Annotated in this window: 25 protein-coding genes; 14 read left to right on the top strand and 11 right to left on the bottom strand. The window is 69.5% G+C overall.

From position 1 onward, the window contains the following. Positions 1-3: 3 nt before the first annotated feature. Complete coding sequence (gene yicI / locus ACGFJ2_RS26765; protein ID WP_393472597.1) at positions 4-2,235, top strand: alpha-xylosidase; 2,232 nt, start codon at positions 4-6, stop codon at positions 2,233-2,235. Positions 2,236-2,260: 25 nt separating this feature from the next. Next, a complete protein-coding gene (locus tag ACGFJ2_RS26760) occupies positions 2,261-3,703 on the top strand; it encodes a GH1 family beta-glucosidase (protein WP_393472595.1) in 1,443 nt (480 codons plus the stop codon). Between the two features lie 42 nt (positions 3,704-3,745). Here ACGFJ2_RS26760 and ACGFJ2_RS26755 read toward each other — a convergent pair whose 3' ends face one another. Next, a complete protein-coding gene (locus tag ACGFJ2_RS26755) occupies positions 3,746-4,636 on the bottom strand; it encodes a helix-turn-helix transcriptional regulator (RefSeq protein ID WP_393472592.1) in 891 nt (296 codons plus the stop codon). A 138-nt stretch (positions 4,637-4,774) separates the two neighbouring features. On the opposite strand from ACGFJ2_RS26755, the gene ACGFJ2_RS26750 reads away from it, so the two are divergent. Next, the gene (locus tag ACGFJ2_RS26750; protein WP_393472589.1) at positions 4,775-5,797 is read left to right on the top strand and encodes a zinc-dependent alcohol dehydrogenase family protein; all 1,023 of its coding nucleotides are present in this window, start codon (positions 4,775-4,777) and stop codon (positions 5,795-5,797) included. Between the two features lie 62 nt (positions 5,798-5,859). Here the strand turns inward: ACGFJ2_RS26750 and ACGFJ2_RS26745 are convergent, their stop codons facing one another. Further along, positions 5,860-6,093, bottom strand: a complete 234-nt coding sequence (locus ACGFJ2_RS26745) for a cation transporter (RefSeq protein WP_357945936.1) — start codon at positions 6,091-6,093, stop codon at positions 5,860-5,862. A gap of 183 nt (positions 6,094-6,276) precedes the next feature. On the opposite strand from ACGFJ2_RS26745, the gene ACGFJ2_RS26740 reads away from it, so the two are divergent. Next, positions 6,277-7,260: a LuxR C-terminal-related transcriptional regulator gene (locus ACGFJ2_RS26740; protein WP_393472586.1), complete on the top strand. Its 984-nt coding sequence runs from the start codon at positions 6,277-6,279 to the stop codon at positions 7,258-7,260. A 68-nt stretch (positions 7,261-7,328) separates the two neighbouring features. Here ACGFJ2_RS26740 and ACGFJ2_RS26735 read toward each other — a convergent pair whose 3' ends face one another. Further along, positions 7,329-8,105 carry a hypothetical protein gene (locus ACGFJ2_RS26735; protein ID WP_393472583.1) on the bottom strand — a complete coding sequence of 259 codons (777 nt, stop codon included), beginning with the start codon at positions 8,103-8,105 and terminating at the stop codon, positions 7,329-7,331. Positions 8,106-8,217: 112 nt separating this feature from the next. Between ACGFJ2_RS26735 and ACGFJ2_RS26730 the strand changes: the two genes are divergently transcribed. Further along, positions 8,218-8,433, top strand: coding sequence for a hypothetical protein (locus ACGFJ2_RS26730; protein ID WP_393472580.1), 216 nt, complete (start codon positions 8,218-8,220; stop codon positions 8,431-8,433). Between the two features lie 39 nt (positions 8,434-8,472). Here the strand turns inward: ACGFJ2_RS26730 and ACGFJ2_RS26725 are convergent, their stop codons facing one another. Both ACGFJ2_RS26725 and ACGFJ2_RS26720 read right to left on the bottom strand, forming a co-directional pair. Further along, positions 8,473-9,318, bottom strand: a complete 846-nt coding sequence (locus ACGFJ2_RS26725) for an alpha/beta fold hydrolase (RefSeq protein WP_393472578.1) — start codon at positions 9,316-9,318, stop codon at positions 8,473-8,475. A gap of 163 nt (positions 9,319-9,481) precedes the next feature. Next, the gene (locus tag ACGFJ2_RS26720; RefSeq protein ID WP_357945921.1) at positions 9,482-10,084 is read right to left on the bottom strand and encodes a CGNR zinc finger domain-containing protein; all 603 of its coding nucleotides are present in this window, start codon (positions 10,082-10,084) and stop codon (positions 9,482-9,484) included. Between the two features lie 109 nt (positions 10,085-10,193). Between ACGFJ2_RS26720 and ACGFJ2_RS26715 the strand changes: the two genes are divergently transcribed. The 4 genes from ACGFJ2_RS26715 (at position 10,194) to ACGFJ2_RS26700 (ending at position 12,303) form a co-directional block, all read left to right on the top strand. After that, positions 10,194-10,646 (top strand): VOC family protein, encoded by a 453-nt coding sequence (locus ACGFJ2_RS26715; RefSeq protein WP_357945918.1) that lies wholly within the window; start codon positions 10,194-10,196, stop codon positions 10,644-10,646. 103 nt (positions 10,647-10,749) lie between these two features. Further along, positions 10,750-11,562: a pyridoxamine 5'-phosphate oxidase family protein gene (locus tag ACGFJ2_RS26710; RefSeq protein WP_393472573.1), complete on the top strand. Its 813-nt coding sequence runs from the start codon at positions 10,750-10,752 to the stop codon at positions 11,560-11,562. 24 nt (positions 11,563-11,586) lie between these two features. Continuing rightward, on the top strand, positions 11,587-11,778 hold the full coding sequence (locus ACGFJ2_RS26705; protein WP_393472570.1) for a ferredoxin: 192 nt from the start codon (positions 11,587-11,589) through the stop codon (positions 11,776-11,778). 69 nt (positions 11,779-11,847) lie between these two features. Continuing rightward, positions 11,848-12,303 (top strand): nuclear transport factor 2 family protein, encoded by a 456-nt coding sequence (locus tag ACGFJ2_RS26700; RefSeq protein WP_393472567.1) that lies wholly within the window; start codon positions 11,848-11,850, stop codon positions 12,301-12,303. 20 nt (positions 12,304-12,323) lie between these two features. Here ACGFJ2_RS26700 and ACGFJ2_RS26695 read toward each other — a convergent pair whose 3' ends face one another. Both ACGFJ2_RS26695 and ACGFJ2_RS26690 read right to left on the bottom strand, forming a co-directional pair. Further along, positions 12,324-15,008, bottom strand: coding sequence for a LuxR C-terminal-related transcriptional regulator (locus ACGFJ2_RS26695; protein WP_393472564.1), 2,685 nt, complete (start codon positions 15,006-15,008; stop codon positions 12,324-12,326). Positions 15,009-15,086: 78 nt separating this feature from the next. After that, a complete protein-coding gene (locus ACGFJ2_RS26690; protein ID WP_393472561.1) occupies positions 15,087-15,614 on the bottom strand; it encodes a carboxymuconolactone decarboxylase family protein in 528 nt (175 codons plus the stop codon). A gap of 57 nt (positions 15,615-15,671) precedes the next feature. Here ACGFJ2_RS26690 and ACGFJ2_RS26685 point away from each other — a divergent pair, with 57 nt between their 5' ends. The 4 genes from ACGFJ2_RS26685 to ACGFJ2_RS26670 all read left to right on the top strand — a co-directional run bounded on the left by ACGFJ2_RS26685 (position 15,672) and on the right by ACGFJ2_RS26670 (position 18,294). Beyond that, positions 15,672-16,346 (top strand): GNAT family N-acetyltransferase, encoded by a 675-nt coding sequence (locus ACGFJ2_RS26685; protein WP_393472558.1) that lies wholly within the window; start codon positions 15,672-15,674, stop codon positions 16,344-16,346. 43 nt (positions 16,347-16,389) lie between these two features. Then, positions 16,390-16,764: a BlaI/MecI/CopY family transcriptional regulator gene (locus tag ACGFJ2_RS26680; protein WP_357945898.1), complete on the top strand. Its 375-nt coding sequence runs from the start codon at positions 16,390-16,392 to the stop codon at positions 16,762-16,764. Then, positions 16,761-17,711: a M56 family metallopeptidase gene (locus tag ACGFJ2_RS26675; protein ID WP_357945895.1), complete on the top strand. Its 951-nt coding sequence runs from the start codon at positions 16,761-16,763 to the stop codon at positions 17,709-17,711. Before ACGFJ2_RS26680 ends, ACGFJ2_RS26675 begins: the two co-directional genes overlap by 4 nt. A 67-nt stretch (positions 17,712-17,778) precedes the next feature. Continuing rightward, complete coding sequence (locus ACGFJ2_RS26670; RefSeq protein ID WP_393472555.1) at positions 17,779-18,294, top strand: DUF4396 domain-containing protein; 516 nt, start codon at positions 17,779-17,781, stop codon at positions 18,292-18,294. A gap of 14 nt (positions 18,295-18,308) precedes the next feature. Here the strand turns inward: ACGFJ2_RS26670 and ACGFJ2_RS26665 are convergent, their stop codons facing one another. Further along, positions 18,309-19,706 (bottom strand): MFS transporter, encoded by a 1,398-nt coding sequence (locus ACGFJ2_RS26665; protein WP_393472552.1) that lies wholly within the window; start codon positions 19,704-19,706, stop codon positions 18,309-18,311. A gap of 78 nt (positions 19,707-19,784) precedes the next feature. Between ACGFJ2_RS26665 and ACGFJ2_RS26660 the strand changes: the two genes are divergently transcribed. Beyond that, on the top strand, positions 19,785-20,366 hold the full coding sequence (locus ACGFJ2_RS26660; protein WP_357945886.1) for a TetR family transcriptional regulator: 582 nt from the start codon (positions 19,785-19,787) through the stop codon (positions 20,364-20,366). 135 nt (positions 20,367-20,501) lie between these two features. On the opposite strand, the gene ACGFJ2_RS26655 is transcribed toward ACGFJ2_RS26660, so the two are convergent. The 3 genes from ACGFJ2_RS26655 to ACGFJ2_RS26645 all read right to left on the bottom strand — a co-directional run bounded on the left by ACGFJ2_RS26655 (position 20,502) and on the right by ACGFJ2_RS26645 (position 22,433). Continuing rightward, the gene (locus ACGFJ2_RS26655; RefSeq protein ID WP_393472550.1) at positions 20,502-21,119 is read right to left on the bottom strand and encodes a DUF305 domain-containing protein; all 618 of its coding nucleotides are present in this window, start codon (positions 21,117-21,119) and stop codon (positions 20,502-20,504) included. A 139-nt stretch (positions 21,120-21,258) separates the two neighbouring features. Continuing rightward, positions 21,259-21,909, bottom strand: coding sequence for a DUF305 domain-containing protein (locus ACGFJ2_RS26650; RefSeq protein ID WP_393472548.1), 651 nt, complete (start codon positions 21,907-21,909; stop codon positions 21,259-21,261). A gap of 83 nt (positions 21,910-21,992) precedes the next feature. Then, positions 21,993-22,433, bottom strand: coding sequence for a hypothetical protein (locus ACGFJ2_RS26645; RefSeq protein WP_393472546.1), 441 nt, complete (start codon positions 22,431-22,433; stop codon positions 21,993-21,995). Positions 22,434-22,672 lie beyond the last annotated feature (239 nt).

Below are 22,672 nucleotides of genomic sequence, written 5' to 3'. Positions count from 1 at the left end.
CTAATGAAGTTCACCGACGGTCTCTGGCAGTTGCGTCCCGGCGTCACCGGGCTCTACGCCGCCGAGGCCCACGACATCTGGGCGGAGGACGGGACGGTCACGGTGACCGCGCCCACCACCGTCATCCACCGCCGGGGCGACACGCTCAACCGGCCGGTGCTCTCGCTGACCCTGTCGTCACCGCTGCCGGACGTGATCCGCGTACGCGTCGACCACCACGTGGGAGGCGGCGAGGAACGCGGCTTCGAGCTGCCCGGCGCCGAGGACGGCCACGGCGTCGTCAAAGCGGACGACACGAACGGGGCGACGCTCACCAGTGGGGCACTGAGCGCGACCATCGCGCCCGGAGCCCCGTGGAACCTGTCCTTCCACGGTGACGGACGCCCGCTGACCGCCAGCGGCCACAAGTCCATCGGCTACTTCCGGCTCGCCGAGGACGCGCACGTCGATTCGGCGCCGGTCGGCGCCGCCCGCTCCTCCGTCCACCTCGCCCAGCAGCTCTCGCTGGGCGTGGGCGAGGTGGTGTACGGGCTGGGCGAACGCTTCGGGCCGCTGGTCAAGAACGGCCAGACCGTGGAGATCTGGAACGCCGACGGCGGGACCTCCTCCGAGCAGGCGTACAAGAACGTGCCGTTCTACCTGACCAACCGCGGATACGGCGTCTTCGTCAACCATCCCGGGCATGTCTCGTACGAGATCGGGTCGGAGGCGGTGCAGCGCGCGCAGTTCTCGGTCGCGGGAGAGAGCCTCGAGTATTTCGTGATCTACGGGCCGACGCCCAAGCGGATCCTCGAACGCTACACCGCGCTCACCGGCCGTCCGGCCCACCTGCCCGCGTGGTCCTACGGCCTGTGGCTGTCGACCTCGTTCACCACCGACTACGACGAGCGGACGGTGACGTCCTTCATCGACGGCATGGCCGAGCGCGACCTGCCGCTGTCGGTCTTCCACTTCGACTGCTTCTGGATGCGCGAGTTCAACTGGTGCGACTTCGCGTGGGATCCGCGCGTCTTCCCCGACCCCGAGGGCATGCTCGCCCGCCTGCGCGCGAAGGACCTGCGCGTCTGCGTGTGGATCAACCCCTACATCGCCCAGCGCTCGCCGCTGTTCGCCGAGGCCGCCGAGCGGGGCTTCCTGCTGAAGCGTCCCGACGGGTCGGTCTGGCAGTGGGACCTGTGGCAGCCCGGCATGGGGCTGGTCGACTTCACCAATCCCGACGCGACCCGGTGGTTCCAGTCCAAGCTGCGCGCACTTCAAAAGCAGGGAGTCGACGCTTTCAAAACCGACTTCGGAGAGCGCATCCCGCTCGACGTCGCCTATTTCGACGGGTCCACGCCCGAACGGATGCACAACCTCTACACCCACCTCTACAACACGGCCGTGTTCGAGGTGCTGGAGGAACAGCGCGGCCGGGGCGAGGCGGTGCTGTTCGCGCGATCGGCGACCACCGGCGGCCAGCGGCTGCCGGTCCACTGGGGCGGCGACACGGGGTCGAGGTATGAGTCCATGGCGGAGACCCTGCGCGGCGGCCTGTCGCTCGCCTTCTCCGGCTTCTCCTTCTGGAGCCACGACATCGGCGGCTTCGAGGGCACCCCGGATCCCGGCGTCTTCAAGCGCTGGGTAGCCTTCGGGCTGATGTCCTCCCACTCGCGGCTCCACGGCTCCTCCTCCTACCGCGTGCCCTGGGCCTTCGACGAGGAGGCGGTCGAGGTGACCCGGCTGTTCACGAAACTCAAGCTCCGCCTGATGCCGTACCTGTTCCAGGTGGGCCTCCAAGCCCACGAGAGCGGGACGCCCGTCATGCGGCCGATGGCGATGGAGTTCCCCGAGGACCGCAACGTCACCCACCTCGACACCCAGTACATGCTGGGCCCCGACCTGCTCGTCGCGCCGGTCTTCAGCCCAGACGGTACGGTCGAGGTCTACCTACCGGACGGCACGTGGACGAACCATCTGACGGGCGAGCGCGTCGAGGGCGGACGCTGGCGCACCGAGACGCACGGCTTCACCTCGATGCCGATCTACGTACGCGAAGGCGCCGTCCTGCCCATCGGGGCCAGGGACGACCGGCCGGACTACGACTACCTCGACGGCCTGACCCTCCGCGTGTACCCGGGACCGGACGGCGAGACCACCCTCACGGTCACCGACCAGGTGTTCACCATCACCCGCTCCGGTGGCCAGGTTTCCATCTCTTCTTCCCTCGCCTCCGGCTGGACCTACGAACTCGCCTGACGGCGCCACGAAACGAGGATTCTTCATGACGCCCAACCGCGACGACTACCGCGAATCCGGCCTGACCTTCCCCGCCGGCTTCCTCTTCGGCTCCGCCACCGCCGCGTACCAGATCGAAGGCGCGGCCGACGAGGACGGGCGCGGGCCGTCCATCTGGGACACCTTCTCCCGCATGCCCGGCAAGGTGTGGAACGGCGACACGGGAGACGTGGCCGACGACCACTACCACCGCCTCGAAGAGGATCTCGACCTCATGAGCGAGCTCGGGCTGGAGGCCTACCGCTTCTCGATCGCCTGGCCGCGCATTCAGCCCACCGGCCGCGGCCCGGCCAACCCGAAGGGGCTGGACTTCTACAGCCGCCTCGTCGACGGCCTCCTCGCCCGCGGGATCACCCCCGTCGCCACCCTCTACCACTGGGACCTGCCCCAGGCGCTCGAGGACGAGGGCGGCTGGACCGACCGCCGGACGGCGTACGCCTTCGCTGACTACGCCCGTATCGTCGGCGAGGCGCTGGGCGACCGCGTAGCCGTGTGGACGACCCTCAACGAGCCCTGGTGCTCGGCCTACCTCGGCTACGGCTCGGGCGCGCACGCACCCGGCCGTACCGACGGCGCCGCGGCCCTCGCGGCCGTGCACCACCTCAACCTGGCGCACGGCCTGGCCGTCCAGGAGCTGCGGCAGGTGGTCACCAACGCGCCCCAATACGCGATCACCCTCAATTTCCACGTCCTGCGGGGCGAGGGCGACGGCGGCGAGGAGGCCGTGCGCCGCATCGACGCCCTGGCCAACCGCGCCTTCACCGGGCCGCTGCTACGCGGTGAATACCCGGCCGACCTGCTCAAGGACACCGCCGGCGTCACCGACTGGTCGTTCGTCCACGAGGGTGACCTCGCGGTCATCCACCAGCCGCTCGACCTGCTCGGCGTCAACTACTACTCGACCACGACCGTACGGCTCTGGGACGGCGTGAGCCCGCGGCAGAGCAACGACGGCCACAAGGACATGGGCGGCTCGCCCTGGCCGGGGGCCGACCAGGTGGAGTTCGTCGCGCAGGCCGGACCGTACACCGACATGGGCTGGAACATCGATCCGGGCGGCCTGGAGGAACTCCTTCTCCACCTGCACGCCGAATTCCCCGGCCAGGCCCTCATCATCACCGAGAACGGCGCGGCCTTCCCGGACGAGCTCACCGTCGAGGCCGACGGGACGCGGGCCGTGCACGACGCTCTGCGCACCGATTATCTCCGGCGCCACTTCGTGGCCGCCCACCGCGCCCTCCAGGGCGGCGTCGATCTGCGCGGGTATTTCGTGTGGTCCCTCATGGACAACTTCGAGTGGGGGTACGGCTACTCCAAGCGGTTCGGCATCGTGCACGTCGACTACGACACGCTGCGGCGTACCCCGAAGGACAGCGCGCACTGGTACCGCGACCTCATCACCGACCGCACCATCCCGGCGCTGCCGTGACTTCGCGGCCGTCCCCCACGAGAGGGCATCGGCTCGACCGGTTCAATCGGTCGAGAGGGCTCGTGGGCGGGAATCCGTCTCCTGCGCGGCCGCCCAGGACGCGAGCAGGCGCAGCGCCTCCTCCGAGGGCGAGCCGGGTTCGGCGGCGTAGATGGTGAGAGTGAGGCCGGGTTCCGCCGCCATCTCCAGCCCTTCGTAGGCGAGGGTGAGCCGGCCGACGACGGGGTGGTGGAAGGTCTTCATACCGGTGCCGTGGTGGCGGACGTTGTGGGCGCTCCACCGCCTGCGGAACTCGTCGCTGCGCGTCGACAGCTCGCCGACCAGATCGTGGAGCTCTTTGTCGTGCGGGTTTCGACCGGCTTCGGTACGGAGGATGGCAACACAGGTATCGGCGAAAAGCCCCCAGTCCGGATAGAACCGGTGGGCGTTGTCATCGAGGAAGGTGAACCGGGCGAGGTTCGGCGGCCGGTGCGGCCCGGCGTAGACGTCGGCGTAGAAGGCGCGCGCGAGCCGGTTGGCGGCCAGGAGATCCATCCGGCCGTTGCGGACGAACGCGCACCCTTCGCTGACGGTGTCGAGGGTCCACTGCAGGCTCGGGCGGGCGGTCCACTGCTTGGCCACGCGTCGCCGGGGTCGCACGATCTCGCTCGTTCCGTCCGCGGCCCGCGCCAGGTCGAACAGATGCGCCCGCTCGGCCTCGTCGAGCTGGAGCGCCCGGCAGACGGCCTCCAGCACGCCGGCTGACACTCCGGCGAGGGCGCCTCGCTCGAGTTTCGAGTAGTACTCGATGCTCACATCGGCCAGCGCGGCGACCTCGCCGCGCCGGAGCCCCGGGACCCGGCGGTTGGTGCCGGCGGGCAGTCCGGCCTGCTTCGGCGTGATCTTGGCGCGCCGCGAGACCAGAAACTCGCGGACCTCCTGACGATTGTCCACTCTTCGACCGTACGCTGTCGCCCCGCAACGACATCGCCATCTTCTATGCCGATGACGGTCAAACGGCCCCGTGACCCCGCCTGATCCGCCTGGAGCGCATCGACACTGGTCTACGCATCATCAGCAAGGAGATCCCTGATGCGTGGCGTCGTACTGCACGCTCCCCGTGACGTCCGGGTGGAGGAGCGCGAGGACCCGAAGATCCTCGCCCCCACCGACGCGATCATCCGCCTGCCCGCGACCTGTGTCTGCGGGTCGGACCTGTGGCCGTATCGCGGGATCGACGCCGTCCAGGAACCGTCCCCGATGGGTCACGAGTACGTCGGCATCGTCGAGGAGGTCGGCAGCCGGGTCACGACGATCCGGCCGGGCCAGTTCGTGATCGGGTCCTTCTTCGCCTCCGACAACACCTGCGAGATCTGCCGGGCCGGCTACCAGAGCTCCTGCGTTCACCGGGAGCTGATAGGCCCGCTCGGCGCCCAGGCGGAGCGGCTGCGCGTACCGCTCGCCGACGGCACACTCGTCGCCACCCCGGAGGTCCCCTCACCGGATCTCATTCCCAGCCTCCTGGCCGCGTCCGATGTGCTGGGCACCGGCTGGTTCGGCGCGATCGCCGCGCAGGCCGCCCCTGGCAAGACGGTCGTGGTCGTCGGCGACGGCGCGGTCGGACTGCTCGCGGTGCTGGCCGCCAAGCAGCTCGGCGCGGAGCGGATCATCGCGATGAGCCGCCACGAGTCCCGCCAGCGGCTCGCCCACGACTTCGGCGCGACGGACATCGTCACCGAACGCGGCGACGAGGGCGTAGCGATGATCAAGGAACTCACCGGCGGCCTCGGCGCCCACTCGGTCATCGAGGCCGTCGGCACTCAGGAGTCGATGATGCAGGCCATCCGCTCCACCCGCCCCGGCGGCCACGTCGGCTTCGTGGGCGTCGCCCACGACGTCGCGCTGCCCGGAGAGGAGCTGTTCTTCTCCCATGTGCACCTGCACGGCGGGCCGGCCCCGGTCCGTCAGTATCTGCCCGAGTTCGTCGACCTGATCTTGGACCGCCAGATCGACCCCGGCAAGGTCTTCGACCTCGAACTACCGCTCGAACAGGCCGCCGAGGCTTACCAGGCCATGGACGAACGCCGCGCCATCAAGGTCCTCCTGCGCCCATAGACTCCCGCCGCTCGGCTCACTGCGCGACGTGGGCGAGGGTACGTGACAATCCACGCAGCACATCACGTTGCCACGACGTCGCAACCGGCCGCTTCCATGGCGGCCCGCACCTCCAGCTCGTTCACGGGACCGTCGGTCAGGATGCTCACCCGAGATTGCGCCGGATCGACGTCCACCCCCACAACTCCCGGCACCTGGATGAGCTCCGCCTTGACGGCGCCAAGGCAGTGCGCGCACGTCTCCGGCGTCAGGCCGGCGACACGATAGGCGACAAGGCTGTACGCAACGGTGATCAATGGGATTCCTCCTCGTTCGCGGCGATGATGTTTCGCCTCACTCCCCGATCGTGCTGCAGGCCAGGGTGCTTGTGGAGGGTGCGAGAGATTCCGAAGTAGGACATGGCGGAAATAAGAAACTCTTTGCCGACAAAGGGGCTGATATGCCAATGTGCAGGATTGATCCAACACGGAGGGAGCCGGGTGGGCAGCGGGGCATTTTCCGGGGACGACGACGTTGCGCGCTCTCTGTACGCCCGCATGCGCCAGGGAGGCGAGTCGCTTTCCGAGGCCGCGGCGAAGCTGGGCCTGACAGTGGCGGACATCGATCGGGCCCGCGACGAGCTCACCCGGCTCCACCTGCTGAACCCGGAGACACAGGCCGCCGCCGACCTGACCGCCGCGCTCAATCGCAGCCTGCAAGGCAGCCATCGCATGCTCGACGACCTCGTCGAGCAGCACGTCAAGATCGCCAAACTGGCCAAGCACTACCTCGGCCTGCCCGAGCGGACGGACAACCACGCCAACATTGAGTATTTCCCATGGCCCGACCACCGCCGGCAACTGCACGACCGGCTCAGCGAGCTGTCCGAACTGGCCGAACACGAGGTGCTCGGCATGCATCCGATCGCTGTCTGGACGCGTGAATCTCTCGACGCGGGCCTGGCGCGCAGCGAGGCGAACATCCGCAACGGCGTACGGGTGCGGAGTCTGCACGCCCAGATCGCCATGTCGAACCCGCTGATCCGCGAGTACACGGTGCGGTGGCGGGAGCTGGGCATTGAGATACGGGTCACCCCGGTGATCCCCACACGCATGGTCATCTACGACCGTACGACCGCCGTCGTCCAGACCGACCCTGCAGACCTCAACGCCGGCACTGTCCTGATCCGAGGCGCCGGCGTGGTGAAATCCCTCGCGGCGATCTACGACTACTGCTGGACGACCGCCTCCGAGCCCGAGGACGTGCCCCGCTCCGCCGACGGCTCCTCACTCACCGAACAGCAGCAGGCGGTGCTGCGCATGCTGGCCGCCGGCGTGAAGGACTCCGCCATCGCCCGCAGCATGGGCGTCTCCACCCGTACCGTCACCCGCGTGGTGGGCGAGCTGACGGTGCTGCTGGGCGCGGGCAGCCGCTTCCAAGCAGGCGTCCGAGCGGCCCGGCTCGGCTGGCTCGACACCCACTGACCGCACGCCGACGACCTGCGGCCCCGTACGGGAGCGGCGAGGCACCGTCCGGGCCGATCGTCACTCCGTCAGTCGCCCAGAATCTGGGCCGTGGGCTGGGGCTGCTGCCACATGTCACGGCCGTTGCTCCACAGCTCGGCGGCATGGTAGGCGAACCGGTCGAACAGGCCGTCGTCCTGGCACCGCCTCAGGTGCAGCATGGGCGAGTCATGCCCGACCAGCTTGGCCAGATGAGGCGTGACGAGCATGTCCGAGTCGAACCGGAACACGCTCATGGCGATGTGCGCGTCCCCGTACCGCGCCTCGATCCCGGGAACGTCGCGCAGCTGCTTGATCTCCGACAGCGTGATCCGGATACGCGTGGAGACGGTCAACGGGACGTTCTCCACTTCCTCACGGCTGCGCGTGACGTCGCTCTCCGGGTCGCCGACGAGAAACTGGATCTTGCAGCCCTGCTGAGCCTTCCGTTTGAGGACCTTTGCCAGGTTCGGGTGTTCCAGCCAGAGGAAGTAGTTCGTGTAACCGGCGAACACGATCTCATTTCGCGCAGAGTTGATGAGGTCGCGCCAAATTGATGTCGGGCATGCCGAACGATACGGATAAGTGGTCAAGACTTCCTTGTCCGGCCCCATTTTCACCGCATTGCGAATTGCGTCTGGCCATAGCACGGCTGTCTCAACTCCTAGTGCCTCTGCGGCGGCCCACTGGTGCCGCAGGTGCGGGACACGAGTCTCGTCCTGCAGCCAGCGTTCCACCGTCTTGACGTCCACGCCACACCGGTCGGCCAAATTCTGGTTCGTGACCTGGGCGTTCAGCATGGCGCTGTGTAGGGCGACGTTAGCCACGGGACACCTTGGGGTGGAGGACGCCAGGGACGTTTTGAGCGTAACGCCATAACGTCCTGGACGTCTAAATAACGCGGTTGGTTCGTCGCTCTTCAGTAAGCACGCTGACCACATGTTCACGCCGGTAATTCTCGAAGACCTCCAGGAGACTTTTCCTGGTTGGCGCATTTGGCGCAGTTCCGCAGGACGCCTCTGGGCAACTCGAAACGGCCGACACCTATCGCTGTACGAGGTGGATCACGGCCTCTACCAGACGGTCGATGCCGACGACATCGCCCAACTCGCCGAGCAGTTGAGGGGGCAGGACGCCGTAGAACAAGCACTGTGAGCACTCTCTACGTCGAACACTCCCTACGTCACGAGCACCTCAACGGCCCGGCCCAGCGGCGTCTGCGGTCGTACCCGCCAGGAATCGGACGAGCAGTCCGCGGGTCTCCTCGGGGCAGTCGTCGTGGAGTGAGTGTCCGCCGCCCGGCACGGTGCGGACTTCGGCCTGGGGCAGGCGTGTGACGAACCGCCTGGCAAGGCTCGCCGGGAAGTAGCGGTCCCGGTCGCCCCACAGCAGCAGGACGGGGGCTCGTACCAGATGGAGGTCCCTTTCGGTGGCCGCCCAGCTCACCGAGCGTTCCACCCGCAGGACGTCGTCGAGCCGGGACGATCGCATCGTGCGTACGAGGTCGTCGATCCGGTCTTCGGGAACACGGTCTCGATGGGCGAAGGATTTGATCAGCATGTGCCGGATCGAGGGCCGCAGCAACCGGCGAAGGACCAGTTCGCCGACGACCGGAAGCCGGGCGAGGCGGAATTCCCACGCGTCCTTGACATCCAGGCCGCCGGGAGCGATCAGGGCCAGGCGGGTCACGGTGTCCGGGTGGAGTTCGGCGAAGCGCAGGGCGAAGCCGCCGCCCCAGGAATGACCGACGATCGCCGTTCGCCCGAGGCCGACAGCATCGAGAAAGTCCCCGATGAGACGCACCACTCCATCCACCCCCAGGGAGAGACCGCGGTCGAGGATCTCTGTGGCGCCCTGCCCGGGCGGGTCCAGGGCATAGACGGTGTGGCGCTGGGAGAGGACCGGGATCAGGTCCTGGAAGGTGAACCGCCAGCCGCCGGCTCCCGGCAGCAGGAGGACAGGCGGACCGTTTCCGGCTCGCGCGTAGTGAAAGCGGGCCAAGGCCGTCTCCACGACCACTCCGGCCGCATCGTCCGGCATGGATCGACCACTGCTTTCGGCAACGGACACGGCCCCTCCAGTAAACCATTAACTCGAACATCGGTGTTCAAGTTAATCGCAGAACGGGCGGGACGTCGAGGCAGGTGGCGGGTTGGGCTTCTCGATCGACGCCAGGCCGACTATGCGCCCAGGGTCATGACCCTCAGCCCTCGGCCCCCTGCCGCACCTTGGCGTAGTGACGGGCGGCTCGCGCCCGGTTGCCACAACCGGGCGAGCACCACTCACGCCGTGCGGTGTCGCGGACGAAGTACAGCACGCAGCCCGGACCATGACAGGCGGACAACTGCTCACGCAGTGGCCCGGCGAACAGGTCGATGGCGTCTTCGGCCAGTGCGGCGAGGGCAGCCGCTACGGGACGGCCCGCGGCGCGCACCGTCGTGTGCGGCTCAGGGGTGGTGCGCAACTCGCGCCAGCGCGGGGTCAGCCCCGCGTGACGATTGAGGGTCGCGACGACGTCCGGCTCGGGCTCACGGTCGTTCACGGCCGCGGCGGCGAGGGCTCGGACAGCGTCTCGGAGCTCTCTGGCGAGGCGCAGATCACCGTCGGTCACACCCTGAATGTCGGCATCGGCGAGTGCGACCGCGAGGCGTGGGCGCATGTCGCGCAGCCAGGCCGCCAGATGCTCGACGCTCCGCAAGCCATCCTTGCGGCGGCCTCTCACCGCGTACGTGGTGTTGCCGAGTTCGATGGACGGCGGTCCACCGAGGAACGGAGCGCCGCCATCCGCGAGGTGTGCCACTTCCACTCTTCTAACGCTATCTCCAGCTTGACACCGTTACAAACTACGCGCCATATTCTAATGGTTCACCGAGCGGTGAACCGTGAGAACGATACCTTCACACTGGAGATCCCGTATGAGCACACTGGCCCTGCAGACCGGGCACGTCGGCCTGAACGTGACCGACTTGCCGCGTTCCATCGCCTTCTACCGCCAGGTCTTCGACTTCGAGGTCATGAGCGAGCGGACCGACGGCGACCGCAGATTCGCCCTCCTCGGCCGCGACGGCACCCTGCTGGTCACGTTGTGGCAGCAGAGCGGCGGTACGTTCGCCACCGACCGGCCCGGCCTGCACCACCTGTCGTTCCAGGCGCCCGACATCGAGGCGGTTCGTCGCGCCGAGGCCACCTTGCGGGAGCTCGGCGTACAGCCGGCCTATGACGGGATCGTTCCGCACGGCGAGGGCTCGTCGTCCGGAGGTGTCTTCTTCGCCGACCCGGACGGCATCCGCCTGGAGATCTATGCGCTGAGCGGCGCCGACACCGCGCCCGCGCCCACGCCGGGCGCACCGACCTGCGGCTTCTTCTAAAAGAGGCGCCCGCGCCGGAAAGGGATCCCTCATGCTTCACCAAGGGGAACACGCAGTACAGCGCCGCGCCGGTCTGAGCACCGACGGCTTGGGATCAGCCGGCGTGCGGGCGACCATCCCGTCAGTGGCGGCGGAGTTCCTCAGCCGGCAGCGCCTGATGGTGCTCGCGACCGCCGACGACACCGGCGCGGCCTGGGCCGGCGTGCTCACCGGCCCGCCCGGCTTCGCCACCGCCCCCGACGACCGTACCGTCATCGCCGACCGGCTTCCCGGCACCGGCGATCCGCTGGCGGACCTCTTCGACACCGAGCGGCCGGTGGGCATGCTCATGATCGAGCCGGCCACCCGGAGACGGATGCGGGTCAACGGCCGCGCCCGCCGGCACGGAGATCAGCTCCTGGTACGCACCGAACAGGTGTACTCCAACTGCCCGAAATACCTTCAAACCCGCGCCTACATCGACGACTCACCCTCCGCACGCAGGACAGCATTCGTCACCGGCGAGCTCACCACCGGTCAACAGCAGTGGATCGCCGCGGCCGACACGTTCTTCATCGGCACTTATGCGGCGGGGCTCGGGGCCGACGCCTCACACCGCGGCGGCAACCCCGGCTTCGTCGCAGTGACCGGAAGCCGCCGGCTGACCTGGCCCGACTACGTCGGCAACTCGATGTACATGACGTTGGGCAACCTTGAGCTCGAGCCGCGCTGCGGGCTGCTGTTCCTGGACTGGGAGAACGGTCACACCCTGCACCTGACCGGCCGCGCCCGCGTCGACTGGGACCAGGAGCGGGCGGCCGCGGTGCCCGGCGCGCAACGGCTGATCGACTTCGACGTCGAAAGAGTCATCCAGATCGCCGGGGGCCTCCCCCAGCGATGGTCCTTCGACAAGTACTCCAGGTTCAATCCCGCCTGAACGTCCCGCATCTGAAAGAGACCCATGCGCGTCCGTGTCGACATGGCCCTGTGCCAGACCCACGCCCAGTGCGTGTTCGCCGCCCCGGACGTCTTCGCCCTCAGCAACGATGACGAGCTGGTGTACGACGCCATGCCCGCCGACGCCCATGGGCCCGCCATCGAGGAGGCGGCCCGCGCCTGCCCCGTACAGGCGATCTACCTGGACGGGAACTGACTCGGGTAGCTGATCGGGGTAGGGCACTGGAACACCCACCTACCGTGACCTGCTGACCAAGGAGCACAAATGACCCGTCCACCCTTCCCGCCCTTCACCGCCGAGACCGCGCACGCCAAGGTGCAGGCCGCTGAGGACGCCTGGAACACCCGCGATCCGGAGCGCGTGGCACTCGCCTACACGCCGGACTCGACCTGGCGCAATCGCGACGAGTTCGTCACCGGCCGAGCGGAGATCATCGCGTTCCTGACCCGCAAGTGGGCCAAGGAACTCGACTACGCGCTCCGCAAGGACCTCTGGGCGTTCACCGGCGACCGGATCGCCGTCCGTTTCCAGTACGAGTGCCACGACGCCGACGGGCGATGGTGGCGCAGCTATGGCAACGAGCTCTGGGAGTTCGACGCCGATGGGCTGATGCGACGGCGCGAGGCGAGCATCAACGACCTCCGGATCACCGCCGAGGAGCGCCGCATCTTCGGCCCACGCCAGGCCGGTGATCAGGGGAGGTCCATTCCGCTGGCATAGGCCCAGGACTGCCGCCTGCCTCACTGCACGCCGCCGCCAACGGGCGCCTTCTGCAGAACTACCAGCCGCGCCAGATCCGTACGGGAGCCGATGCCCAGCTTCGGATAGATCTTGTACAGGTGATACTCGACCGTGCGCGGGCTCAGGAAGAGCTGGGCGGCGATCTGCTTGCTCGACAACCCATCGGCGACCAGTCCCGCGATACGCAGCTCCTGCGGGGTCAGCGCGTCGAACACGGCCGCGGGCGGGGCCTGCCCGCTCTCCCCCGCCGCCCGCAACTCCTCCTGCGCGCGCCGCGCCCACGGCCGGGCGCCCGCCCGTTCGAAGGTCTCCCACGCCGTCCGCAGATGCGCCCGCGCCTCGCCCGGCCGCTGCGTCCGGCGCAGGCGCTCACCCAGCAGCAGAGCAGTCCTGGCCGCCTCGAACGAGTTGGTGTGCAGCCGCAGCGCCTCGCCGAAGGCGTCCTCGGACGACTCGACCAGGCCCCGGCAACGGGCCAGCAGGGCGTGCGACTCGGCCGTAGCGGCGTGCGTCGACCACTGCTCGTACGCGGTCAGCACCGCCCGGGCGCCCGCCTCGTCGCCCGCGCCCACGGCGGCCTCGACGCGGTCCGGGGCCGTCCGCCACACCACGGTCGGATGCCCGGCGCCCGGCCCTGCCGCGGTGATGGCCGCGAACCGGTCGTGCGCCGCCGCGAACCGGCCCAGGCACAGGTCGAGCAGCGCCAGCGCGTACGACGCGACGCCCGCGCGCAACCCGACCCGGTGCGGAACAGCGATGGCCAGCGCCTCGCGGGCCTGCCGCTCGCAGGGCTCCTCCTCGCCCCGCAGCGCCGCCACCACCGCCAGGTTGGCCAGGTGCGCGGCCACCGTGTTCTCGTACCCGGCCTCACGAGCCAGCTCCAGGCCCTCCTCGGAGACGGCCTGGCTGCGCGCCAGCCGCCCCGCGATCCGCTCGGCCGTCGCCACGAACTCCAGCACGACCGGCAGCTGGCCGCTCATCCCCGACACTCTGGCCACCCGCCCGGCCCGACCGGCCATCTCGGCGGCCAGGTCTCCCTCGCCCAGGTAGCTGGCCGCGGCCGCCGCCCACAGGTACTCCGCCGCGTCCTCCAGCTCACCGACCCGGGCCAGCGCCCGCCGCAGCAGGCCCGGCCCGGCGGCGTCGCCGTCCAGCGTCAGGCCGATCCCGGCCACCGTGTCCCGCAGGAAGCCCTCAGGATGCGCCGCGGCCCGCCGGCCGAGCTCGGCGATGGCCGCCGTGTCGCCGACGTACGAGGCCGCCTCCACGGCATCGGCCAGCATGTCCAGGCTCTCACCCGCCGCCAGGATCCGTACGGCTTCGGCGGCGTTGCCCGAGTTCAGCTCGAACCGGCCCCGGAGCTGGGCGATCTCCATGGCGAGCATGGCGTCCCCGTCGGCCCGTTCGCGCGCCTCGGCCAGCAGCGACTCCGCCTGTCCCGGGCGGCCGCCGAGCCAGGCCGCGACGGCGGCGTCCTTCAGGCGGACGGCACGGGCGCGCGGCTCGGGGGTCAACTCGGCGGCCCTGGCCAGGGCGGTGGCGGCGGCGCCGTACCCGCCACGGTCACGCGCCCGCTCCGCGGCGGCCACCAGCGCGGCGGCGACCTGCTCGTCCTGGCCCAGGGCCGCTTCGGCCAGGTGCCAGGCGCGGCGGTCATCCGAGGCCAGCTCCGCGAGAACGGCGTGCACGCGGCGGACGTCGGCGGGGGCGGCCGCCTCGTACACGGCGGATCGGATGAGCGGATGACGGAAACGCACGCTCGTGCCCGACACCCCGGCCAGTCCGGACTCCTCCAGCTCGGCCAACGCCACCCGCGTGCTCGTACCGGGCCGTATCGCCTGCTCGGCGAACAGCCGGTCGGTGGCGCGCAGGACCAGGTCGAGGCCGGCCTCGACGGCGGCGGCCAGGGCGACCAGCCGGGCGGGGGCGGACAGCGCGGCCACCTGATCACCGAAAAGGCGGGCACCACCGGGCAGCGGGTCGGGCAGCGGTTCGCGCCCGGCGAGCTGCGCGCGCGTCAGGCGAGCGGCGACCTCGCCCAGGGCGAGCGGGTTCGCGCGGGTCAACGTGACAAGCTCGCGTGCCACCTGGGCGGGCAGCACACCACAGCGGGACTCCAGCAACTCGGCCGCGGCGGACTCGGACAGGCCGCGCACGTCCATCGTCAGCGGCACACCCTTGACAGCGGCGTCCCCGCGCACGGCGAACAACATCGCGATCCGTTCCGTCCCCAACCGCCTGGCGGCGAACAGCAGCGCGTCGGCCGACGCCCGGTCCACCCACTGGAAGTCGTCGACCACGCAGATCAGCCCGTCCGGCGCGGCGGCCTCGGCCAGCAGCGAGAGCACGCCGGCCCCCACCAGGAACCGATCGCCGACACTGCCCGCGGCAAGCCCCAGAGCCGCGCTCACAGCCACGCGCTGCGGCTCGGGCAGCGCGTCCAGCGAGCCGGTCACCGGCCACAGCACCTGGTGCAGCGCCGCGAACGCGAGGTCGGACTCCGACTCAACGCCAGTGGTCCGCAACACCCGCATCCCGCCATCGCGCGCGGCCGCCGCGTCAAGCAGGGCGGTCTTGCCCGCCCCCGCCTTGCCGCGCAACACCACCGCACTCCCGACGCCAACACGGGCCCGCGCGATCACCTCGTCGAGTGCGCTGATCTCCACAGATCTTCCATAAAGCACAAATATCCACTGTAGGAGGCCGCCATGCCGCCCCGGTCCGCCAAGCGGCTGCGAGCCCGGCCTCACCCGTCAGGCGAGCTACGCGGTCTCTTCTGCCGGCTCCAAGCCCACCAGGAGGTTGAAAGCGCCGGTCAGGAGATTGAGGGCGACGACGCCCACGATCTCCGCCACGATCCGGTCGCTCCAGCCATGCGCCCGCACCTCCGCGACGTCCTCATCCGTGATGGCCGACGGCTCGGCCAGCACGCGTACGGCCAGGGCGATGAGCGCCGCCTCCCTGGCGTCGGTGGACGTGCCCTGCCGGGCCAGCGCGATGTCGCTCTCGCTGAGCCCCGCCGCGCGCCCGCCCTCGGCATGGGCCTGAAGGCAGTGGCCGCAGCCGATCCATTCCTGTACGGCGAGCGAGATCTTCTCGCTGAGCGCGCGCGGCAGCTTGACGCGCTTCATGGCTCGCGAGAGGTCCAGGTATCCCTGCAGCAGCGCGGGTGAGTGGGCCATGGTGGCGACCATGTCGCCCACGCCGCCCCTCCTGGCGATGATGTCGTTCAGCAGCTCTCTAGATTTTTCCGGCGCCTCAGCGGGATCGAGGGGGGCCAACCGTCGCATATGTCCTCCTAAAGATTCTCGGATACCCTACCCCCCTAATGTATGAAGGGGAAGGCGATGGAACGACGGCTCATGGAGCACCTGTCCTGCTGGCTTGGCGGCTGGCCTGCCACGAGCGGGCTGGACATCATCGGCACGCCCAAGCGCACCAGCCCAGGATGGGACGGCAAGATCCACCCGGTCATGGGAGTCGCAAGCCCGGAGGGCGGCGTGTTGTCGGTCCCGGCCGAGCACGCCGCGACCGTGGCCGAGCAGTACGCCAAGGACGACAAGGACCTCACCGCATTGGGACCACGGATCCCCGGCCTGGTCGGCTTTCCCGAGCGCGGCTGGTTCACCGCCGTCTATCGGTGGACCACACACCCACCGCCTTTCCCTGACGCAGGCGTCTGGGTGCCCGCAGATTCCCCGGAGACCCCCGACTGGCTGCGGCCTTTTGGCGGGGACGTCCTGATCGCCACCGATCCGGCAACCGGAGAACACCTGGCGGGGGTGGGGATCAAACGACACGACGCCCACGGGCACGAACTCGCCGTCGTGACCGCCCCCCAAGCACGCGACCGTGGCCTGGCGCGCAGGCTCGTCGCCCAGGCAGCCCGGCGGGTGCTGGACGAAGGCGCGGTCCCCACCTACATGCATGATCCCGCGAACCACGCCTCCGCCGCGGTCGCCGAGGCGGCGGGCTTCGGCGACCTGGGGTGGCTCGCCTTCGGCGCGACCGAGACTCGCTAGCGCCGGCGAGCGGTATGACTACGATCGCCGGTAGGATCAGTGCATGATACGAGGCCTGGGTGAGCTCGAATCCACGATCATGGATTGGTTGTGGGCGCGGCGCCGACCGGCTTCCGTACGCGACGTGCTGGAGGGTCTGCGTCAGGAGCGGGTGATCGCGTACACCACGGTGATGACCGTGATGGACAACCTGCACACCAAGGGCCTGCTCAAGCGCCGGCCCGTCGGCCGGGCCTACGTCTACGAGACGGTGGCGTCGAAGGAGGCCTATACCGCCGGCCTGATGCGCAGCGCGCTGGCGGGCAGCGGCAACCAGGCCGCCACGCTCGTGCACTTCCTGGAGCAGCTCACGCCAGAGGAGGCCGCGGCGCTGGAGGCGGCGTTGCAGGTGTTCCCGCCCCGCGGAAGGCCGGCATGATCGCCGCCATCGTCCTGGTGCTCTACACGATCGTCGCCGCCATCTGGCTGCCCGAGCTGGGGCGGCGGGCGGCGCGCTGGGCCGAGCGGGCGCCGCGGCTGGCGATCGTGTTGTGGCAGGCGGCCGGCGTGTCGGTGGTCGCCTCGGCGGTGCTGGCCGCGCTGGCCTTCGCCGTGCCCGCGGACGTCGTCGGGCACGGCTTGGCGGAGCTGTTCGCGATCTGCGCCGACATGCTGAGCGACGGTTCCGGCCTGACGTGGACGAGCGCCGTGGGGCTGTCGGCGGCTGCCCTGCTCCTGGCCAGGGCCGCCTACTGTGGCGCGGCGGTGCTACTCAGAGCCCATGTCGAACGCCGTGAGCACGCGGCCATGCTCGACCTCCTGGGCCGGCATGACAATGACCTGGGCGCGGTGGTGATCGACTACGACGAGCGACTGGCGTACTGCGTGCCCGGCAGGCGCGCCAAGATGGTCATCACCACGGGTGCGCTGCACACCCTGGCGCCCGAGCAGGTCACCGCGGTCCTGGAGCACGAGCGTGCGCATCTCCGCGGCCGCCATCACCTCGTGCTGGCCGCCGCCGAAGCCCTGGCCAGGGCGTTTCCCGGCGTCCCGCTGTTCGAGCGGGCCAGGACGGAGATCACCCGGCTGATCGAGCTACTGGCCGACGACGTCGCCGCCCGCCGCCACCCCCGCGCGCAGATCGCCGCCGCGCTGGTCCGCCTGGCCACCGGCCGAGCGCCCGCCTTCACGCTGGGCGCGGGCGGCGAGACGGCACTCACCCGGGTACGCCGCATGCTCAACCCCGAGGCGCCGCTCCGCCGCCGAGAACGCCTGGCCGGGCTGGCGGCGGTCGCCGTACTGCTGGGCGGGCCCGCGATGGTGGCACTGGTGCCCGGCGTCAGCTCCTTCCTCGCCCATCACTGCCATTCGCTCTTCATTCTTTGATCTACGATCTCCCCTAGTAGACTCCGTGCCGTGCGAGGAATGCGCGTTGCCACTACGGAGGATCATCATGAGCCACAGCAGTCACCACCACGAGAGCCCCGGACAGACCCACACTGAGCACCAGCCGTCCACCCCGCCCGCCGCCACTTGGGGCATGGCCGCGCAGGCGACCCTGCACTGCCTGACGGGCTGCGCGATCGGCGAGGTGCTGGGCATGGTCATCGGCACCGCCGCCGGCCTGTCCAACCTCACCACAGTGGTGCTGTCCGTGGCGCTGGCGTTCGTGTTCGGCTACGCGCTGACCATGCGCGGCGTGCTGCGTGCCGGAGTCGACTTCCGTACGGCGCTGAAGGTCGCGCTGGCCGCCGACACCGTCTCCATCGCGGTGATGGAGGTCCTGGACAACGCGGTGATGCTGATCGTGCCCGGCGCCATGGACGCGGGCCTGGCCAATTGGCTGTTCTGGGTGGCGCTGGCCGGATCATTGCTGGTGGCCTTCCTGCTGACGACGCCGGTGAACAAGTGGCTGATCGGCCGGGGCAAGGGCCATGCGGTGATGCACCAGTACCACCACGGCCACTGAACGCTCGGCCCCTTTCATACCGCTGGATCCTTTCCGCCGTGGAAGAACGTGATCGCGAGGGCGGCACACAGCGCCATCAGGACAGCGGACATGACGAAGGCGAGGCCGTACCCGTCGGTGAGCGCCGTGCTCAGCGGCGTACCCGCCTCGAGCCGATCATCGGTACGGGCGGCGGCCGCGGTCGCCAGGACCGCCAGCCCGAGCGCGCCGTCGAGCTGAGCACTGACGTTGAGCACCGCGGCGGCCACACCACTCTCGGACGACGGCACGCCGGACAGCGCGGCATCGGTGAGCGGCACGACCATGATCCCGTGTCCGGCGCCCACGACCACCATGGGCACGATCAGGCTCACGAGCAGCCCGGCCTCCGGCGAGATCCAGGCCAGCGGCAGCAGGCCGGCGGCGGCGACCAGCGCGCCGAACGCCAGGACCGGCCGCGCGCCCAGACGGCGGACCAGCAACGGGCCGAGCCACGAGGCGCCGACCATGACGACGGTCATCGGCACGTACGCCAGACCCGTCACCAGCGCCGAAAACCCGAGCACCTCCTGCATGAACAAGGTGGCCAGGTAGAACAGGCCGAACAACGCGCTGGCCCGTACCACTTGGATCAGGTTGGCCCCTGCCACGGAGCGGATACGGAACAACCCGAAATCTATGAGCGGCCGCCGCGCGACGGCGTTCTCGTGGACGGCGAAGTAGCCCAGCAGCGCCGCCCCGACGAGCAGGAGCCCCCATTCCGCGCGTAGCACCGCGTAGATCAGCAGCCCGACCCCCACGGTGACGGTCACCGCCCCCACGACATCGAACCCCCGCCCCGGCTGCGGCTCGCGACGCGCGGGCAGAACACGGCCCGCCACCACCACCAGCAGCACGCCGATCGGCACGTTGATGAAGAAGATCCACCGCCAGCCCGGCCCGTCGGCGAGCAGCCCGCCCGCGACCAGCCCCAGCGCGCTGCTCACCGCCGTGGCCGTCCCCCACACCGCCAGGGCGCGGCTGCGCGGCCGCCCCTCGGGGAAGATCAAGGTGATCATGGCCAGGGTCATCGGCGCGACCAGCGCGGCCGCCAGCCCCTGAACGGCCCGGCCCCCGACCAGCACGCCGGCGCTCGGCGCCAGTCCGGCCACCAGCGACGCCCCGGTGAACAGCGTGATGCCGCCCACCAGGACCCGCCGGTGGCCGAGCAGATCGCCCAGCCTCCCGCCGAGCAACAGAAAACCTCCAAAAGGCACCATGTACGCGTTCACCACCCAGGACAGATCAGCCGCCGAGAAGGCCAGCTCATCCTTGATGGCGGGTAACGCCACGTTCACCACCGTGCTGTCGACGGCGTCCAGCACTTGTGCCAAGCACAACGCGACCAAGGCCACCACATGCCCCCGCGTCCACACGAACTCCCGCGTCTCCATATCCCTCCCCAGAATGAACACTCGCTCATACAGTATGAGCGAGTGTTCATTCTGGCAAGGCCGGTAAACTCCGGAGCCATGTCACCGCGCGGCGTCACCATCCCCGAAGTACGGCAGCAGCTCTTCGACGCCGCCGAGCAGGTCCTGCTGCGCGAGGGACCCTCCGGGATGACCAGCCGGGCGATCACCCTGGAGGCCGGGGTCGCCGCCGGGCTGCTCCACAACCACTTCGGCGACCTGGACAGCTTCCTGGCCGCGCTCTTCGTCGACCGGGCGCAGGCGGCGAACGTACGCCTCCGAGAACTGGCCGCCCACGCCGGATCGGGGACCGTGGTGGACAACGTGATGGCGACCATCGAGCCGCTGCTCGCCGGCAACCTGCTCGCGCTGGGCGGGCTCGCCTTGGCCAGGCCGTCCATAGTGAGCAAGCTGGGCACGCACGGCGAGGGCGCGCTGGAGCTGGATGCGAACGAGCGCGTGATCGCCGACTACCTGGAGGCCGAGCAACGACTCGGCCGCATCCCCGCCGGCGCCGACACCGCCTCGATCGCGCTCGCCCTGGTCGGGGCGGCGCATCAACTCCTGCTGACGCGCGGCCCGGACGCGCCGGACCTGCGCGAGCGCATACGCCGCGTGGCGGACGCCCTCCTCACCCGCTGACGCCCACGCGTGACGGACGCGCCCCTCCCCGACAAAACCCACGCCTGACGGACGCGCTCCTCCCCCGACGAAGCCCCCGTCGCACTATCGGAGTCTCACGCTCCTCACCCTGCTGCAACCCAGTGGCCCGTCGCGCTACTGGAGCCGAGCGAGGATCTTCTGCATCTGTTCCACTTCGGCCTGCTGCCCGGTCTCGATCGTGTCGGCGAGTTGCTTCGCCTCCTGATTCTTCCCGCGCTCCCGCTCGGTGCGGGCCATGGTGATCGCACCCTTGTGGTGAGCGATCATCATCTGGAGGAATGCCTTGTCGAAGGCCGAGCCCTTGGCGTCTTCCAGCTTCTTCATGTCCGCCGCGGACATCATCCCGGGCATGTCATGCCCCATCCCCTGGTCCATGCCGCCGGACGGCAGCGGCTTGCCCCAGCCGGTGAGCCAGCCCTTCATGGTCTGGATCTCCGGATCCTGAGCCGCCTTGATCTTCGCCGCCAGCTCCTTGACCTCCTTGTCGGAGGCCCGCGTCTCGGCCAACTCGGCCATCTCCACCGCCTGCTGGTGGTGCGGGATCATCATCTGCGCGAACATCACGTCCGCGTCGTTGAATGCGGCTCCCGGCTGTGCGCTCGTCGTCGGCGTCGCGACCGCCGGCACGATGTTGGGAAGGGCGGACGTACTCCGGCCCGCCGTCATGCTGCCGCAGGCAGCGAGCAGTAGCGCTCCCGTCACCAAGGAAACGCCGGCTGGTTTGGTGATCATCACTGCTGAACCCCCCGATCGCAGGACATCAACCTGTGAGGAGGGCTCCTACCCTGCCCAGAAGGGCTCTCACCAGGGCGTTTCACCCCGGCGACAAGCCTGGCCGACTGCCCGGCGACCGGGCAGCCGGCACTCGCCGCTAGAGCCGGTCGAGGATCTTCTTCATCTGTTCGACTTCGGTCTGCTGGGCGTTCTCGATGGCCTTGGCCAGCTCCTTCGCCTCAGGGTTGGAACCCTGGGACTGCTCGGTGCGTGCCATGTCGATCGCGCCGTTGTGGTGGGCGATCATCAGCTCGGCGAACCCCTTGTCGAACGCGGTCCCCTTGGCGTCTTCCAGCTTCTTCATGTCCGCCGCGGACATCATCCCGGGCATGTCATGCCCCATCCCCTGGTCCATGCCGCCGGACGGCAGCGGCTTGCCCCAGCCGGTGAGCCAGCCCTTCATGGTCTGGATCTCCGGATCCTGAGCCGCCTTGATCTTCGCCGCCAGCTCCTTGACCTCCTTGTCGGAGGCCCGCGTCTCGGCCAACTCGGCCATCTCCACCGCCTGCTGGTGGTGCGGGATCATCATCTGCGCGAACATCACGTCCGCGTCGTTGAACGTCGCCGCCGCCTGAGAAGTCGCCTGAGCACTCGCCTGAGCGCTCGCCGACGTGGCGGCCGGAGCGCTGGACATGGTGGACATGTCCTTCCCGTCCATCGAGGCACTGTCCGTACCGCCGCACGCGGTCAGCAGGATCAGCGCGGCACCCGAGGTGGCGACGACGGCGGAGAATTTCCCGATATTCATGAACATGGTGGCCTCTCTGAAGATTGACGTGCATGGCTGACACCTCCCGGACGACCCTGAGGATCGTCCGCAGATGGATCGGCCTATGTACGCATCACTGAGAGCCCGGCCAGGGTAGGGGCCAAGCGGCGTGGCGGCGACCTGGCCACTCCGCCCACCCATGGCCTCCCGGCGGCCATCGCTCCTGGCCACGGCCGCATGCTGGCCCAGATCGCGGCGATCAGCAGCGCGGCGATCAAGGGCAGCACGGCCAGGCACACATCGGTCGGATCCAGCCAGACCGAGCTCCCGGAGCCCAGCAAGGGCCCGCTGAGCATACCGACGAGCTCGGTCCCGCCCTCCGGCATCGCCTTCTCGGAAGTCTCCGTGTGCGCCGGAGCGTACGAGCTGAGGGGCGAGGAGGCCGCACCGTGATGCGCGGCCAGATGCCCGAGCGTGTGCATGCCCCAGACGCCCAGGACAAGCATCACCGGCAACAGCCATCGCAGGCAGGGAAGGGACGACCAGCGGGCCGATTCGCCCATGCGCCGCTCCTCCCCCGCACGCTGCTCAGCACTTGAGACCCGAGCGTGCGCTCACGCGTCGGCTCGCTGCAACTATCACTCATAGTACTGCGCTTCCGGACAGCGGAAGGCCCATGCCTTGTACTCCCGTTCGAGCCGACAGCGCACCGCTCTTCACGCCGCCACCACGGCGATGCGGCTACGGCACCACACTTGACACATACCCCCAGGGGGTATAAATCTGCTGGCGACATACCCCA

Origin of the sequence: Nonomuraea sp. NPDC049028, assembly GCF_043197735.1 — a bacterium.
In the GTDB taxonomy this organism is placed as follows: domain Bacteria; phylum Actinomycetota; class Actinomycetes; order Streptosporangiales; family Streptosporangiaceae; genus Nonomuraea.
The sequence above is the reverse complement of the archived record's forward strand: the minus strand, read 5'-3'. Positions and strand labels throughout refer to the sequence as shown.

Excerpts from the sequence above, each read along its gene's own strand:
- yicI (WP_393472597.1), top strand. The coding sequence starts at position 4 with ATGAAGTTCACCGACGGTCTCTGGCAGTTGCGTCCCGGCGTCACCGGG.
- ACGFJ2_RS26760 (WP_393472595.1), top strand. The coding sequence starts at position 2,261 with ATGACGCCCAACCGCGACGACTACCGCGAATCCGGCCTGACCTTCCCC.
- ACGFJ2_RS26750 (WP_393472589.1), top strand. The coding sequence starts at position 4,775 with ATGCGTGGCGTCGTACTGCACGCTCCCCGTGACGTCCGGGTGGAGGAG.
- ACGFJ2_RS26730 (WP_393472580.1), top strand. The coding sequence starts at position 8,218 with ATGTTCACGCCGGTAATTCTCGAAGACCTCCAGGAGACTTTTCCTGGT.
- ACGFJ2_RS26725 (WP_393472578.1), bottom strand. The coding sequence starts at position 9,318 with ATGCCGGACGATGCGGCCGGAGTGGTCGTGGAGACGGCCTTGGCCCGC.
- ACGFJ2_RS26715 (WP_357945918.1), top strand. The coding sequence starts at position 10,194 with ATGAGCACACTGGCCCTGCAGACCGGGCACGTCGGCCTGAACGTGACC.
- ACGFJ2_RS26705 (WP_393472570.1), top strand. The coding sequence starts at position 11,587 with ATGCGCGTCCGTGTCGACATGGCCCTGTGCCAGACCCACGCCCAGTGC.
- ACGFJ2_RS26700 (WP_393472567.1), top strand. The coding sequence starts at position 11,848 with ATGACCCGTCCACCCTTCCCGCCCTTCACCGCCGAGACCGCGCACGCC.
- ACGFJ2_RS26690 (WP_393472561.1), bottom strand. The coding sequence starts at position 15,614 with ATGCGACGGTTGGCCCCCCTCGATCCCGCTGAGGCGCCGGAAAAATCT.
- ACGFJ2_RS26685 (WP_393472558.1), top strand. The coding sequence starts at position 15,672 with ATGGAACGACGGCTCATGGAGCACCTGTCCTGCTGGCTTGGCGGCTGG.
- ACGFJ2_RS26680 (WP_357945898.1), top strand. The coding sequence starts at position 16,390 with ATGATACGAGGCCTGGGTGAGCTCGAATCCACGATCATGGATTGGTTG.
- ACGFJ2_RS26675 (WP_357945895.1), top strand. The coding sequence starts at position 16,761 with ATGATCGCCGCCATCGTCCTGGTGCTCTACACGATCGTCGCCGCCATC.
- ACGFJ2_RS26670 (WP_393472555.1), top strand. The coding sequence starts at position 17,779 with ATGAGCCACAGCAGTCACCACCACGAGAGCCCCGGACAGACCCACACT.
- ACGFJ2_RS26665 (WP_393472552.1), bottom strand. The coding sequence starts at position 19,706 with ATGGAGACGCGGGAGTTCGTGTGGACGCGGGGGCATGTGGTGGCCTTG.
- ACGFJ2_RS26660 (WP_357945886.1), top strand. The coding sequence starts at position 19,785 with ATGTCACCGCGCGGCGTCACCATCCCCGAAGTACGGCAGCAGCTCTTC.
- ACGFJ2_RS26655 (WP_393472550.1), bottom strand. The coding sequence starts at position 21,119 with ATGATCACCAAACCAGCCGGCGTTTCCTTGGTGACGGGAGCGCTACTG.
- ACGFJ2_RS26650 (WP_393472548.1), bottom strand. The coding sequence starts at position 21,909 with ATGAATATCGGGAAATTCTCCGCCGTCGTCGCCACCTCGGGTGCCGCG.
- ACGFJ2_RS26645 (WP_393472546.1), bottom strand. The coding sequence starts at position 22,433 with ATGGGCGAATCGGCCCGCTGGTCGTCCCTTCCCTGCCTGCGATGGCTG.